The 13,989-nt window shown below is 64.3% G+C and carries 14 protein-coding genes; 10 read left to right on the top strand and 4 right to left on the bottom strand.

Translation table 11 applies throughout. The features are described from left to right. Nucleotides 1-26: 26 nt before the first annotated feature. The gene (locus tag KU884_RS13475; RefSeq protein ID WP_167783099.1) at nt 27-407 is read right to left on the bottom strand and encodes a ribbon-helix-helix domain-containing protein; all 381 of its coding nucleotides are present in this window, start codon (nt 405-407) and stop codon (nt 27-29) included. A 90-nt stretch (nt 408-497) separates the two neighbouring features. Continuing rightward, the gene (locus KU884_RS13470) at nt 498-1,079 is read right to left on the bottom strand and encodes a DJ-1/PfpI family protein (protein ID WP_167783098.1); all 582 of its coding nucleotides are present in this window, start codon (nt 1,077-1,079) and stop codon (nt 498-500) included. A 178-nt stretch (nt 1,080-1,257) separates the two neighbouring features. On the opposite strand from KU884_RS13470, the gene KU884_RS13465 reads away from it, so the two are divergent. The 9 genes from KU884_RS13465 (at nt 1,258) to KU884_RS13425 (ending at nt 10,771) form a co-directional block, all read left to right on the top strand. Next, a complete protein-coding gene (locus tag KU884_RS13465; protein WP_167783097.1) occupies nt 1,258-1,536 on the top strand; it encodes a DUF2845 domain-containing protein in 279 nt (92 codons plus the stop codon). Between the two features lie 160 nt (nt 1,537-1,696). Continuing rightward, a complete protein-coding gene (locus KU884_RS13460) occupies nt 1,697-2,590 on the top strand; it encodes an alpha/beta fold hydrolase (protein WP_167783096.1) in 894 nt (297 codons plus the stop codon). 173 nt (nt 2,591-2,763) lie between these two features. After that, complete coding sequence (locus tag KU884_RS13455) at nt 2,764-5,490, top strand: cation-transporting P-type ATPase (RefSeq protein ID WP_167783095.1); 2,727 nt, start codon at nt 2,764-2,766, stop codon at nt 5,488-5,490. 4 nt (nt 5,491-5,494) lie between these two features. Continuing rightward, complete coding sequence (locus tag KU884_RS13450) at nt 5,495-5,863, top strand: hypothetical protein (RefSeq protein WP_167783094.1); 369 nt, start codon at nt 5,495-5,497, stop codon at nt 5,861-5,863. A 28-nt stretch (nt 5,864-5,891) separates the two neighbouring features. After that, nucleotides 5,892-7,403: a DUF1538 domain-containing protein gene (locus tag KU884_RS13445; RefSeq protein WP_167783093.1), complete on the top strand. Its 1,512-nt coding sequence runs from the start codon at nt 5,892-5,894 to the stop codon at nt 7,401-7,403. Further along, nucleotides 7,400-7,747, top strand: coding sequence for a P-II family nitrogen regulator (locus tag KU884_RS13440; protein WP_167783092.1), 348 nt, complete (start codon nt 7,400-7,402; stop codon nt 7,745-7,747). Before KU884_RS13445 ends, KU884_RS13440 begins: the two co-directional genes overlap by 4 nt. A gap of 18 nt (nt 7,748-7,765) precedes the next feature. Continuing rightward, a complete protein-coding gene (locus KU884_RS13435) occupies nt 7,766-8,155 on the top strand; it encodes a CBS domain-containing protein (RefSeq protein ID WP_167783091.1) in 390 nt (129 codons plus the stop codon). 244 nt (nt 8,156-8,399) lie between these two features. Continuing rightward, nucleotides 8,400-9,800, top strand: a complete 1,401-nt coding sequence (locus KU884_RS13430) for a sodium:proline symporter (protein WP_167783090.1) — start codon at nt 8,400-8,402, stop codon at nt 9,798-9,800. Next, nucleotides 9,797-10,771, top strand: a complete 975-nt coding sequence (locus tag KU884_RS13425) for a metallophosphoesterase (RefSeq protein ID WP_174813743.1) — start codon at nt 9,797-9,799, stop codon at nt 10,769-10,771. Before KU884_RS13430 ends, KU884_RS13425 begins: the two co-directional genes overlap by 4 nt. On the opposite strand, the gene KU884_RS13420 is transcribed toward KU884_RS13425, so the two are convergent. Next, nucleotides 10,768-11,802 (bottom strand): LacI family DNA-binding transcriptional regulator, encoded by a 1,035-nt coding sequence (locus KU884_RS13420; RefSeq protein WP_217351369.1) that lies wholly within the window; start codon nt 11,800-11,802, stop codon nt 10,768-10,770. The genes KU884_RS13425 and KU884_RS13420 overlap by 4 nt on opposite strands. A gap of 172 nt (nt 11,803-11,974) precedes the next feature. Continuing rightward, entirely contained in the window at nt 11,975-12,823 is an 849-nt protein-coding gene (hexR, locus tag KU884_RS13415) for a transcriptional regulator HexR (protein WP_167783088.1), read from the bottom strand. Nucleotides 12,824-13,318: 495 nt separating this feature from the next. On the opposite strand from hexR, the gene eda reads away from it, so the two are divergent. Next, nucleotides 13,319-13,978: a bifunctional 4-hydroxy-2-oxoglutarate aldolase/2-dehydro-3-deoxy-phosphogluconate aldolase gene (gene eda / locus KU884_RS13410; RefSeq protein WP_254432061.1), complete on the top strand. Its 660-nt coding sequence runs from the start codon at nt 13,319-13,321 to the stop codon at nt 13,976-13,978. Nucleotides 13,979-13,989: the final 11 nt, after the last annotated feature.

The following is a 13,989-nucleotide window of genomic DNA, read 5'->3' as shown; positions in this document are numbered from 1 at the left end:
CCCCCGGCACCGTGGACACTCCGATGCTATGCCGTCACTCGGTTCGGCACGTTCTGCCCCGATTGCCTGAACCGATCCCGCGACAGCACCGTGTGGGTGTCCAGGGAGCGGATGGGAATGCTCGTGTCACCCGGAATGGCACCATCCGCCTGGAGGGCCAGGTAGCGAAGGCAACTCACCCGCAGGAAGGACGAGAAATTCTCGACATCGCCCCGTGCCTCGATGATCTCGTCGTAGAGCCGGGTGATCAGCTGGCTCAAAGACAGGTTGTCCCGCCCGGCGATCTCCTCAAGCACCTGCCAGAACAGGTTTTCCAGGCGGATACAGGTGACGGCGCCGTGCAGGCGCAGCGAGCGGGAACGGCGGCTGTAGAGTTGTGGATCCGCGGAGACAAAGATCTGACACATGGGGCGTCCTCCCGGTGGCTCTCCCGAGAATAGCCCGGGGATTCCGCCCCGGCCAGTGGCGGAATCAGGTTCTCCCCGGGCCGTTCCCCGTTACAGCTCGATGCGTGTGCCCAGCACCTTCAGGAACTGGCTGATCCACGCCGGATGCGCGGGCCAGGCCGGCCCGGTTACCAGCCACTGGTCGGTATGGGCCTCGTCGATGGCGATCTCTGCGTACTGGCCATGTGCGAGTTCCACATCCGGCCGGCAGGCCGGGTAGGCGGAACACTTCATGCCTTCCAGGACGCCGGCGGCGGCCAGGAGTTGCGCCGCGTGGCAAATGGCCGCCACCGGTTTGCGATCAGCGGCAAATGTGCGCACGATGGCCAGAACGCGCTCGTCCAGCCGCAGGTATTCCGGTGCCCGTCCGCCCGGGATCAGCAGGGCATCGTAGTTGGCCGCATTGATCTCGGCAAAGGTGGCGTTGAGGGTGAAATTGTGTCCCCGCTTCTCGGTATAGGTCTGGTCACCCTCGAAGTCGTGAATCGCGGTGGCGATGGTGTCGCCGGCGCTCTTGTCCGGGCATACGGCATCCACCTGGTGGCCGACGGCCAGTAGCGCCTGGAAGGGCACCATGGTCTCGTAGTCCTCGGCGAAGTTGCCACAGAGCATCAGAATCTTCTTGGCAGGCATGACAGTCCCTCTTGTTCTCCTCCGGTCGAGCTTGAAAGTCTGGCAGGCTCCGGACGGCGAGGGGTAATAGCGGGCTACAGCATCCAACACCAGCAGGCCTTCTAGGCGTCCCTTGCGTCCGCATTGCTCCCGCGTCATATTCTTTACTACTGGCCCCCCTGGTTGTTGGTGACTTGCCATGAAATCGATTGTGCTGGCCGTGTTACTGCTCGCCGCCTCCGGTACCGTCGCCGCTGACCACATGCGCTGTGGCAACGACCTCGTTCTGAAGGGCGATCATGTGTCCCAGGTGCATTCCAAGTGTGGTGAACCGGTCCGGACCACCCGACTCGAGAACGAGTTCGGCGCCAGGGTGGGTAAGCGGGAGATGTATGACAGTGCCCATGGCACCGGGAATCATGTAGTCACCTACCGCGATGAGCGCGTCGTGTCCATCGAGCGGTTAAGGAGCCGCTGAATACGCCAACACCCCCTTGCGTTGTGCGCGTGCGCGAAGCGTCCTGGTGTGGCCGGTTGGCGCGCGTTCCATGGGTGGGGGTGGATGATTGTTGAGCTCGCAGCCGGCATTCGCCGTGCGGTAAAGTCTGGTGCCGTGAAAATCGACCCAGGACACCAGCATGTCGCGTGAACAAACATCCTCTCCCGAGGAACACCGTTATTCAGTCAATGGTGTGACGTTGTCGTGTTTCGAATGGCCTGCGGACCGGGACCATGCGTCCGAGCCGCCGGTGCTGCTGGTCCATGCCACCGGGTTTCATGCGCGCTGCTGGGATCAGGTAGTGTCGCGCCTGGACGGGCGCCGCGTGCTTGCCGTCGATATGCGCGGGCACGGTCGCAGTGCCAAACAGGCACCCTTGACCTGGGATGTGTTCGGCGAGGACCTGGCGCAGCTGGTCCGCCTGCTGGGGCTGGACGGTGCCGTGGGGGTTGGCCATTCCATGGGCGCGCACTCCCTGGTCCAGGCTGCGGCCGCGAATCGCGGAGCCTTCCGCCGGCTGCTGTTACTGGATCCTGTGATTTTTCCGCCGGATCGGTACGTGCCCGACCAGCTTCCCGGGGATTATCGCGATCATCCCACTGCACGCCGGAGGAACCAGTGGTCGTCCTGGGAGGCCATGTATGAGCGTTTCACGAATCGTGCCCCGTTCTGTCACTGGGAAAATGCGGTGCTGGAGGACTACTGTCGCTGGGGGTTGGTGCCGGCAGAGGACGGCGATGGTTACGTGCTGGCGTGTCCGCCCTGGGTGGAAGCATCGGTGTACGTCAACAGCCTGGGTGCCGACATCCACGCACAGGTTGCGGGCTTGCCGGTGCCCGTGACGGTGGTGCGTGCCAAGGCGCCACCGGCGCAGCGGGAGTCCATGGACTTCTCAAGCTCACCGACCTGGCCGGACCTGGCTGCGTCGTTTCCCAATGGCCGTGATCTGCATCTGCCCGGTCACAGCCACTTCATACCCATGGAAGACCCCGATCTGGTCGCGGATCTGATTGTTGATGACCAGGGCGTATGACGCCGAACGAGTGTCCTGACCCGTGGGAGCGGGGTCGTTGCGTGCCAATCGCCAAGGCACCTGATCTGTATCAATGCTGACTGCCTCTTCGGTGGTAGCCTTTGGTTGCGACGTGATGCGATCGGTTGGCAGGGCATTGCGGTTTCAGGGCATGACTGCGTTCAGGGGGTTTGATGTCGCAACAGAAAACAGGCAGCGAACGGCCGGCTCCACCGTGGTATGCGCGCACCGCCTCGGATGCGGTAGCGACGCTGGAATCGGACCGCGACGGCCTCTCCACCAGCGAAGCGGAGCGCCGACGGGAGGAGTACGGTGACAATCGCCTGAAGCCCCCGGAGAAGGCCGGCCCGCTGGTCCGCTTTCTGCGGCATTTCCATAACATCCTCATCTACATCCTGATCGCCGCGGCGGTGGGCACGGCGTTCCTCGGGCACTGGGTGGACACGGGCGTCATCCTCGCCGTGGTGCTGATCAACACCCTCATCGGCTTCATCCAGGAAGGGCGCGCGGAGAAGGCGTTGGACGCCATTCGTCAGATGCTCTCGCCCACGGCGCTGGTGATCCGCGACGGCCAGCGGCGCGAGATCCCCGCCGAGCAGATCGTGCCGGGGGATGCGGTGGTCCTGCAGGCCGGTGACAAGGTGCCGGCGGACCTCCGCCTGCTCCACGCCAAGAACCTGCGCATCGAGGAGGCGGTGCTCACCGGCGAATCCGTGCCGGTGGAGAAGGGCGTGGATCCCGTGGACGCAGAGGCGGACCTCGGTGACCGTGCCTGCATGGCCTACTCCGGGACCCTGGTGACCTTCGGTCGCGGCACGGGCCTGGTGGTGGCCACCGGCGAGCAGACCGAGATCGGCCGCATTTCCGGGATGCTCAGCGAGGTGGAGGGGCTGGAGACGCCGCTGGTGCGGCAGATGGAGCAGTTCGGCCGCTGGCTGGCGGCGGTGATCGTGGCCATTTCGGCCGTCACCTTCGCCTTCGGCTACTGGGTGCGGTCCTATCCCCTGGACGAGATGTTCCTGGCCGCGGCCAGCCTGGCGGTGTCGTCCATACCCGAAGGGCTGCCGGCGATCATGACCATCGCCCTGGCCATCGGTGTGCAGAAAATGGCGCGGCGCAATGCCATCATCCGGCGTCTCCCGGGGGTGGAGACCCTGGGCTCGGTGTCCATGATCTGCTCCGACAAGACCGGCACCCTGACCCGTAATGAAATGACCGTCCAGAGCGTTGCGCTGGCCGGTGCCATGGTGGATGTGGATGGTGTGGGCTATGCCCCCGAGGGCGGGTTCCGGCGCGCTGATGAGACCATCGAGGCGGACGGTGACCCGGTTCTGGCGGAAACCGTGCTGGCCTCACTGCTGTGCAACGATGCGCAGGTGTATCGCAGGGACGATCAATGGATCATGGAGGGTGATCCCACCGAGGGTGCCCTGATGACCCTGGCGCTCAAGGCCGGCCTCGATCCGGACCACAGCCGTCGGCAACAGCCTCGCACCGATGCCATTCCGTTCGAGTCCGATCACAAGTACATGGCCACCCTGCATCACGACCATGAAGGCCATGGCGTGATCTATCTCAAGGGGGCGCCGGAGCGGGTGCTCTCGCTCTGCGATGCGCAGGTCACTGCCGTCGGTGAACAGTCTCTGGACGCAGACGCCTGGCGGCAGGTCATGGATGACATCGCCCAGCGGGGACAGCGCCTGCTGGCGGTGGCGCGGCGGCGTACCGGTGCCGAGCAGGTCAGTCTGAACTACGAGGATGTGGAAAGCGGTGGCTTCGCCATGCTGGCGGTGCTGGGAATCATGGACCCGCCCCGGGACGAGGCGATCACCGCCGTGGCCGAGTGCCGCGCAGCCGGCGTTCGGGTGAAGATGATTACCGGCGACCACCTGGTGACGGCCAGCGCTGTGGGCCGTCTGCTGGGTATCGGCGGTGATGGCCGGGCCATGGCCGGGCATGAACTGGACGAAATGGATGACGAAAGGTTGCGTGATGCGGCGCGGGATACCGACGTGTTCGCCCGCACCACCCCGGAACACAAACTGCGGCTGGTGCAGGCCTTGCAGGCCCGGGGCGGAATCGTCGCGATGACCGGCGACGGCGTCAACGACGCCCCGGCGCTCAAGCGGGCCGACGTGGGCGTGGCCATGGGCAACAAGGGCACCGAGGCGGCCAAGGAGGCCTCGGAGATGGTGCTGGCCGACGACAATTTTGCCTCCATTGCCCACGCGGTGGAAGAAGGCCGCACGGTCTACGACAACATCCGCAAGGCCATCCTGCACATGCTGCCCACCAATGCCGGGCAGTCGTTGACCATCATGATGGCCATTCTCATGGGCCTGGCCCTGCCGCTCACGCCGGTGCAGGTGCTGTGGGTGAACATGGTGACCTCGGTGACCCTGGCCATGGCTCTCGCCTTCGAGCCCAGCGAGCCGGGGGTGATGCGCCGACCGCCCCGGGACCCGGCGGCGCCGCTGCTGTCGGGTTTTCTGCTCTGGCGCATCCCGTTCGTGGCGATTCTGCTGTGGCTCGGGACGTTCGGCCACTTTGTCTGGATGGAAGAGATCGTCGGGGCGCCGGCCGAAGTCGCCCGCACCGTGGCCATCAACACGCTGGTGGCCGGCCAGGCCTTCTACCTGCTCAACCTGCGGTTGATCCACCAGCCGGTGCTGGTGGACGGTGCCATCTTCCGCAGTCGGGCCATGTGGCTCGCCATTGGCGTGTTGGTGCTGCTGCAACTGGCATTCACTTACGCCCCGATCATGCATACCCTGTTCGGCACCACCGCCATTGGTGCGGCCGACTGGGCGCGCATCATCACGTTCGGGGGCGCGGTGTTCGTGATCGTGGAGCTAGAGAAGATGGTCTTGCGTCGGTTGTCGTGGGTACAGACAGGATAGAGCCATGGTGGCGGAAACGAACACGAGTGCATCACTGCTGATCGCCGCGGTCAGCGACGAACTCGAGGAGGCGGCGCTGACCATCGCCCGGGAGGAGGGAGCACGGGGCGTCACCATGCTGCCATCGCGGGGCATCGGCTTTCCCGAGCACATCACCTTCTGTGGCCTGACTTACCGGGGGATCGGCGTGGTGCTGCTCTGGGTGCTGGATGGTGAGACGGCCACACGCATCGCCGAGCGTCTGAACCGCGAGCTGGAATTGCTGCGGCCATTTCAGGGGCTTGCGTTCGTGGCGCCGGTGGATGCCTCGGGCGGGATCGATCCGGCCGCCATACGGGGTTACCTGGACAGCGGACAGGCTCCGTCGGACTGAAAACAGCAGCAGAGGACTCCCACCGCCAGTGAATCAGCTCCGGGAATTCTACGGCATCCTCAAGCATGCGTTCCGCAACCTCCTGCCGATTATCGCGGTGGTGAGCTTCTTCCAGTTCGCGGTGATGCAGGAGGTGCCTGACGGCCTGCTGTCCATGGTGATTGGCCTGGGTATCGTGGTGCTGGGCGTGGCGCTGTTCCTCCAGGGGCTGGAACTGGGCATCTTTCCCATTGGCAAGAACCTCTCCAACCAGCTTGCCAAGCGCGGTTCGCTGGTGTTGCTGATGCTGTTCGGGTTCTCCCTGGGGTTTGCCGCAGTAATTGCCGAGCCAGCGCTGATTGCGGTGGCAGAACAGGCGGAGGTGATCAGCGAAGGGCGTGTCAACGCATTCACCCTGCGGTTGCTGGTGGCCACCTCCGTGGGCGCGGTGGTGGGGCTCGGTATCGTGCGCATCATCCTCGGCCACAGCCTGCACTGGTACATGATTGCCGGTTACCTGCTGGTGGTGTTCGTCACTTTCTTCGCGCCGGAGGAGATCGTTGGCCTGGCCTACGACTCCGGGGGCGTGACCACCAACATTGTCACCGTGCCATTGATCGCCGCTCTGGGTATCGGGCTGGCTGTCTCGATTCGTGGCCGCACTGCACTCATGCATGGCTTCGGCCTGGTGGCGCTGGCGGTGATGGTGCCCATGATCTCGGTGCAGCTCTACGGCATCATGGTCTACACCTTCGGCGAGACCGGGGATGTTGCCGCCAACGGCGTGCCGATGGATGCCGAAACGGAGGGTGTTGCGGACCCGGTGGCCGGCAGTCTGGCCCTGGGCATGGTGACGGATCTGCTGGTGATGATCCGGGATGTGTTGCCCATCATCGCCGTGGTACTGGTGTTTCAGTACCTAGTGCTGCGCAAACACATCGCCCACCTGCATAAGGTGATCGTGGGTTTCGCACTGGTGATCGTCGGTCTGTACGCCTTCGTCGTGGGGCTCAAGCTCGGCCTGTTCCCTATCGGTGAGAGTATGGCCGCACAGCTCATCGGTCGGGATCAGATCCTGTTCGTCTACCTGTTCGCCTTCTGCATCGGCTTCGCCACCACCATGGCGGAGCCGGCACTGATCGCCATTGGCGAGAAGGCGGAGGAGGCGGCCAAGGGGCAGCTCAAGGGCAACGTCATTCGCCTGCTGGTGGCTCTGGGCGTGGCCATCGGGATTACCATCGGGGTGCACCGCATCATCACCGGTGATTCCATCCATTACTACATCATGGGCGGCTATGCCGTGGTCATTCTGCTGACCTGGCTGTCGCCGAAGTACATCGTGGCGCTGGCCTTCGATCTCGGCGGCGTGACCACCTCGGAGGTCACCGTACCCCTGGTCACGGCGCTGGGCATCGGCCTGGCCACCCATATCGAAGGGCGCAGCGTGCTGATCGACGGCTTCGGCCTGATTGCGTTCGCGTCCATTTTCCCGATCATTACCGTCATGCTCTACGCTATTTCCGTGGAGCTCGTCGCCAAGGCGAGAGGAGGTGCGACATGAAATTCGCGGCACTGGTGGCCATCCTGGCCGAGGATCTGGAAGAGCAGGCCATCGACTCTGCCAAGAAGGCGGGGGCCGGTGGCGTCACCATTCTCGATGCGCGGGGCATTGGCACCAAGGAGAAGAAGACCTTCTTCGGGCTGACCTATGAGGGCAGCCAGTCGGTGCTGCTGTTCGTGCTGGAGAAGAAGCTCTCGGTCCGAGTGCTCAAGCAGATGACCCGGGACCTGGATCTGAACTCCCACAGCAAGGGCGTGGTGTTCACGCTACCGCTGGAGCATATCGCCGGCATCGACATGCAGCAGCTGGAAAAATTCGAATCCCAGATCCGGGATGACATCTGACAACGGGCAGGGGGCGCGATGCTAGTCAAGGACATCATGCGGACTGAGGTGGTCACCATCCGGGCGACTGCCAGCATCCGTGAAGCCATGCAGACAATGCGTACACACAAGGTGAAGTCCCTGGTGGTGGACAAGAGGGACAACCATGACGCCTACGGCATCATCACTTACACCACCATCCTGCGGACCATCGTCGCCGAAGAGGGTGACATCGATCTGATCAACGTCTATGACGTGTGCACCAAGCCAGTGATTACCGTCCACGCCGAAATGGATGTCCGCCATGTGGCCCGGCTCATGGTTAATCAGCGGTTCCGGCGGGTGGTGGTGCTGCGGGACAGCGAACTCCAGGGCATCGTGACCCGAAACGATATTGTCACGCCCATCCTGGAGATGGCCGAGAAGTAGGGAAACGCTGAAGACGTCGTCATTGCCAGGAGCGCAGCGACGAAGCAATCTCGCGATGCCTTGAAACCTCGAAGCTGGGAGATTGCTTCGCTATGCTCGCAATGACAACCTCCTCGTGGTCGTCTGCCGCTCCCCCCGTGTTGGTCGTGGTGCCGTGTTCCGTGTGCCTTCGGGAATCCCGTATTCCCCGGTCAGGCTCCGCAGCTTAAGGTGACGGCCTTCGGAAAACGCAGGTGGGGTGATCTTGACCAGTCTCAATCTGACGGCACTGACCGCAATCCTTGTGCTTCTCGCTGCCGCCAGCGTGGCCCTCGCACCAAAGGTGCGCACGGCAGACGGCTTTTTCCGCGGCTGGACGGATACCGGTGAACCGCCGGGCGTGCTGACACTCACCCTCTCCCAGGTCACCACCTGGATTTTCGCGCGTTCGCTGCTCAACGCCGGCATCCTCGGCTACTTTTTCGGCATTGCCGGGGTGCTCGCCTATACGGCCTACTACGGCTCGTTTCTCACCGGCTGGCTGATCACCGACCGGCTGCGTTTCCGCCACGGGGCACCGAGTGTCCAGGCGTTTCTGTTCCAGCGCTTCGGGCGGGTCGGTACCTGGTGCTTCAACCTGCTGATCAGCCTGCGGCTGCTGAGCGAAGTATTTGCCAACCTGCTGGTCATTGGCATTGTCTTCTCTGCCGCCGGCGAGCAGTTGAGCACGGTTGCCATCATCGCGGTGGCGGGCGTGACACTGGCGTATTCAGCATTCGGCGGGTTGCGCGCGTCCCTGCGCACGGATGCCCTGCAGATGGTACTTCTGGCCGGTGCCCTGTTGTTGTTGCTGGGACTGGTGCTGGTGCACCCCCAGTTCAGCACCACCGCCGTGGTGGTCAGCAGCCCGGAGATCACCAGTCCCGGATGGATCCTGCTGGCGGTGGCGCTGCTGCAGGTCCTGAGCTATCCGCTGCACGATCCCGTGATGATGGACCGGGGTTTCATCGCCGACCGGCGCACCACGCGTCGAAGCTTCCTGCATGCGTTCTGGCTGTCTTCCCTGTGCATTCTCGCCTTCGGGCTGCTGGGCGTGTTCGCCGGGCTGAACGCCGGGGGCGAGGGCGAGTTCCTCAAGTCGCTGGAGTCGTTGCTGGGTGGTTCGGCCATGCTGGTGCTGGCGGTGGCTCTGGTTCTCTCCGCCGCGTCCACCATGGACTCCGTGTATTCCAGCACGGCCAAGCTCGCCGTAGTGGACATGGGGCTGGGGAGACACTCCCCGGGTGCCGGTCGCCTGGCGATGGTCCTCACCGCACTGGGCGGCCTGGTGCTGGTGCTGGTGGGCACGGACGATCTGTTTGCCGCGGTGGCCGTGAGCGGCACCGCATCGCTGTTCCTGGCCCCGGTGATTGTCTTCTCCATCCTGAAGGGGTGCGAAGTTGCCCGCTGGAGCCTGCTGGTGGCGTTTGCGCTGGCCATGGCGGGGTCCGGCCTCTATTTTCTCGAGGATTCGGGATACATCGACTGGATCGGCTTCTTGACGGGGCTGGAGCACAGTTACAGCAAGCTGCTGGTGGTAACGGTGGCAATCCTTGCGGGCGGCATGGCCGCCTTTGCGCTGGGGCAGCGGCCCGCCGGCAAAGCAGCGAGCGGAGGCACAGCATGAGCACCCCGGGTCGCCACTGTCCGCTGCATTACCGCACTGACCCTGCCGCCCTTGCGGGCAGGACCGATGTCGTTGCCGAGACCGTCTACGTGATCGGTGGCATGTACGGCAATACGGCGGCGCTGGACGCTGTGCTGCGGCTGGCGGCCGCCGAGGAAGAGCAGGGAAGACCAGCGCCCACGCTGGTGTTCAACGGCGACTTCAACTGGTTCAACGTCGACGACCAGACGTTTGATCGCATTAACACCGAAGTCCTCCGGCACGTTGCCCTCCAGGGCAATGTCGAGGCAGAACTCGGCTCACCCGACGGCGAGGCCGGCTGTGGGTGCGCGTATCCGGAATGGGTGGATGACGCCACGGTGGCCCGCTCCAACGCCATCATGCAGCGCCTGCAGGGTGCAGCAACTCGGGCTCCTGGCCATGCGGAAGCCGTATCGCGATTGCCCCGCCAGATAGTGGCTGACGTCGGCGGCGTTCGTACAGGCATCATTCACGGTGACCCGGAGTCCCTGGCGGGGTGGGGGCTCGCGGTGGAGAACATGCCTGCTCCCGGAGAGACGCCAGCCGTGATTGCCGACTGGTTCCGGCGCGCGCAGGTGGATGTGTTTGCCTGCAGTCACACCTGCCTGCCTTTCATTCAGCGGTTCCCGGTGGATGGGCGCGCCCGGATGGTCATCAACAACGGGTCGGCGGGCATGCCGAATTTCCGCGGCGATCGCCGCGGCGTGGTCACTCGCATCGGCAGTACGCCGTGCCCGGAAGAAAACCGTCTGTACGGGGCCGAGCTCAACGGCGTCTTCTGTGACGCGATGGCTGTGCCCTGGGCATCGGAGGCATGGGATGCGTGGTTCCGTCGCACCTGGCCTTCGGGCAGCCCGGCCGCAGCGTCCTACGCCGATCGCCTCCAGCACGGGCCCATGCACGGGTTCCGGGACGCATGGCGTATCGATTCCGGGGACGTGCCCGCCTAGCGCAATCTGCGGGTGGTCTCCCGAACCATGAGCTCGACCTCTGGCGTGTAGGATTCCACTGCTTCCCCCTCGATGATGTGCAGCAGGTTCCGCGCTGCCAGGCGGCCCACGTCAAAGAGCGGCTGGCGAACGGTGGTCAGCGGCGGGGTCGTATAGGTGGAGCCGGGCAGATCGTCAAAGCCGATCAGGGAGATGTCTTCCGGAACGCGAATTCCCCTCCGGCTCAGGGCAAGACGGATGCCGTATGCCATCTGATCGTTGGCGGCGAAGATCGCGGTAAACGGTGTGCCGCGGTTCAGCAGTTCCGTGGCTGCGAGTACCCCGCTGGTCTCATAGAAGTCGCCCTCCACCACCAGGCGCGGGTCGGCCTCGATGCCGGCTTCCGACAGTGCGCGGTGATAGCCCGCCAGCCGTTGCACTGCGTCGCGGTGCTGTTCCGGGCCCTGAACGTGGGCGATCTGCCGGTGGTTTAGATCCAGGAGATGTCGGGTTGCAAGGTACCCTCCGCGCTCATTGTCCAGTTCCACGGCCCAGGCGCGCGGGGCATTCACGGTGTGCCCAGTGGCCGCCACCGGAACCTGCCGGGAATACTCCCCGATCTGTTCCTCGGTGAGATTCCCACTGAGAATGATGATGCCATCCACGCGACGTGCGATGAGCAGGCGAACCCGGTGGGACTCCTCTGCCGCATTCCAGTGCCCACTGGCAATCAGCGGGGCGTAACCGGTGCCGGTCAATGCGCTTTCGACGCCCTTCAGGGTCTCGGTAAAGTAGGCGCTACTTACGTCCTGCGTGAGCACGCCCACGGTCATGGAACGGCCTCGCTTGAGGCTCTGCGCCAGCGCGTTCGGCTCGAAATCCAGGGCGGAGATGGCGTCCTCCACCGCCTGGCGCTTGGCCTCCGACACCCGCGCCGTGCCGTTGAGAATCCGCGACACGGTGCTGACAGAGACGCCGGCTATTTTCGCCACTTCCAGCACGGTTGGTGACGAGGAGCCGATGGCGCGACCGGACTTGATTGACCTTATCAAGGGGTTCCTCGGCACCATCGAATGCCATCACTGGACGGCACTATAACCTCATCACCCGTCCTGCCAAGGGTTGTGAGAGATTGAATGCCAGCCCTCGAGAGGCCGGAACACAGCCTGGACTCTGAAACGCGTTTCCGCTCTGGTGGCATATACCCCTGTGATGGGCCTCCTGTTAGTTTTCAGTGCCCTCGTGGAGCCGTTTATCCGCCAGAGTGCGCTTGGTTCGCTCCAGTGATGCCGCCAGTTCGGGCCCGCGGCGTAGGGCGACGCCGACGGCAAGGATGTCGCATATGGTCAGGTGGGCAATGCGAGAGGTCATGGGGGTGTAGGTGTCAGTGTCCTCGTTGACGTCAGCGTAAAGGGCCACGGTGCTGATCAGGGCCAGGGGTGAGCCACAGGCAGTGATCGAAACCACGCGCGCGCCGGCCGTCAGGGCCAGCTCAGCGCTCCGGAGAAGGTCCGCCGAGCGCCCGGTGTGGGAGATGGCCACCACGACGCTGTCAGCCGGGAGAATGGACGCTGACATGCTGTGCGTGTGGGCGTCGGAGTAGGCGATGGTGGGCACGCCCAGGCGGAAGAACTTGTGTTGGGCATCCTGTGCCACCATGCCGGATGCCCCGTGCCCGTAGAACTCGATACGGGGCGCCGCCGCCAGCAGATCGATGGCCTGCTCGACACCGTCCGCGTTCAGGTGGTTGCGGGCCTGTACCAGCGTGGCGATGGCGCGGTCGAAAAGCTTGGTCGAGAGATCGCCGGCGGTGTCCGCGACATTGACGCCGCTGGAGATGTAAGGGATGTCGCTGGCAAGGCTGCCTGCCAGGCGCAGTTTGAAATCCTGGAAACCGGCGCAGCCCACCGCGCGGCAGAAGCGGATCACGGTTGGTTCGCTGACGCCTGCGCCTTTTGCGATGGCGGCGATGGAAGCGCCAACGACACTGCTCGGGTGCTCCAGCACCAGGTCCGCAACTTTCTGTTCGGAGCGACGCAGCTCGCCGCACAGCGCCTTGATTCTCGTGAGCATGTATCGGTCGCCTACGTGGATCGGGACTGGCCCGCCGAGTGTACCACCGCGATCTGTCGCTTACGGTGCCCAGTCGTTGCCCCCAACGTCCGGGGCGTCGCACGGTACCGCGAATTGGCCTTGTCGGTGCTTCGGACTACACGTGCGTCTGCCTGTGGATCCCCCATGACAGGCTCGTTCGCGTTGGCGAGCTAAGATGGCTATAGAAAGTGTAGTTAAACTACACATCTAAATGAGGACTTGCTGCAGGAAGCAGGTTGGGCTAGGGGGTGCTTCTGTTCCTTAACCCGGTGGTCTGCCTGTTCTGATGCTGGACTTGTTTCGGGGTTTTTTGTCTTCTATGTTGTAGTAAAACTACAATTCGATCCCACGGTCATCGACCGTCTATCGTCGGCACCCTCCGGGTTCGCCAGCCGCTGAGCGCGTTTCCCGGAATTATTGAGCAGGTTGACCGCGAGCGAGCGGGGGTGCGGCAGAGGGGGAAGCGGAGCAGTCATGACGAAGGGAAACAGGCAAAGCGAGACACCCCGCGCCTCCATGCGCGACATCATGACAACGGCACCAGTGATCCCGGTGCTGACCATCGAGGAGCCGGAACACGCTGTGCCCCTGGCCCGGGCGCTGGTGGCTGGTGGCCTGCCGGTGCTGGAAGTCACCCTGCGCACACCCCGTGCCCTGGACGCGGTGTCAGCCATGGTCAGGGACGTGCCCGATGCCGTCGTTGGCATCGGTACCGTGCTGGAGCCGGAGGACCTGCGGCAGGCGGTGGACGCAGGAGCATGTTTCGCCGTCAGTCCGGGGCTGACGCCGATGCTGGCTGAAACCGCAATCGATGCCCGGATCCCGTTCCTGCCCGGGGTGATGACCCCCGGCGAGGCCATGACCGCGCGGGCATACGGGTTCCGTGAACTCAAGTTGTTCCCGGCGGCACAGGCCGGCGGCATGGGCATGCTCAAGGCCATGGCCGGGCCGTTGCCGGACGTGCTGTTCTGCCCCACCGGCGGCATCACGCCGGACGCATTCCGGGACTATCTGGCCCTGCCCAACGTGGCCTGTGTCGGGGGGTCGTGGCTCGCGCCCGCCCATGCGCTCGCCACCCAAGACTGGGCCCGGATCCAGGCGCTGGCGGCCGACGCCGCCGCCGACACGCAATAGTGATATCGACG

The sequence above is a fragment of the Aquisalimonas sp. 2447 genome (assembly GCF_012044895.1).
In the GTDB taxonomy this organism is placed as follows: Bacteria; Pseudomonadota; Gammaproteobacteria; order Nitrococcales; family Aquisalimonadaceae; genus Aquisalimonas.
Note: the sequence above shows the minus strand (reverse complement) of the source record. Positions and strands in the feature narration are given on the sequence as shown.

Excerpts from the sequence above, each read along its gene's own strand:
- KU884_RS13475 (WP_167783099.1), bottom strand. The coding sequence starts at position 407 with ATGTGTCAGATCTTTGTCTCCGCGGATCCACAACTCTACAGCCGCCGT.
- KU884_RS13470 (WP_167783098.1), bottom strand. The coding sequence starts at position 1,079 with ATGCCTGCCAAGAAGATTCTGATGCTCTGTGGCAACTTCGCCGAGGAC.
- KU884_RS13465 (WP_167783097.1), top strand. The coding sequence starts at position 1,258 with ATGAAATCGATTGTGCTGGCCGTGTTACTGCTCGCCGCCTCCGGTACC.
- KU884_RS13460 (WP_167783096.1), top strand. The coding sequence starts at position 1,697 with ATGTCGCGTGAACAAACATCCTCTCCCGAGGAACACCGTTATTCAGTC.
- KU884_RS13455 (WP_167783095.1), top strand. The coding sequence starts at position 2,764 with ATGTCGCAACAGAAAACAGGCAGCGAACGGCCGGCTCCACCGTGGTAT.
- KU884_RS13450 (WP_167783094.1), top strand. The coding sequence starts at position 5,495 with ATGGTGGCGGAAACGAACACGAGTGCATCACTGCTGATCGCCGCGGTC.
- KU884_RS13440 (WP_167783092.1), top strand. The coding sequence starts at position 7,400 with ATGAAATTCGCGGCACTGGTGGCCATCCTGGCCGAGGATCTGGAAGAG.
- KU884_RS13435 (WP_167783091.1), top strand. The coding sequence starts at position 7,766 with ATGCTAGTCAAGGACATCATGCGGACTGAGGTGGTCACCATCCGGGCG.
- KU884_RS13425 (WP_174813743.1), top strand. The coding sequence starts at position 9,797 with ATGAGCACCCCGGGTCGCCACTGTCCGCTGCATTACCGCACTGACCCT.
- hexR (WP_167783088.1), bottom strand. The coding sequence starts at position 12,823 with ATGCTCACGAGAATCAAGGCGCTGTGCGGCGAGCTGCGTCGCTCCGAA.
- eda (WP_254432061.1), top strand. The coding sequence starts at position 13,319 with ATGACGAAGGGAAACAGGCAAAGCGAGACACCCCGCGCCTCCATGCGC.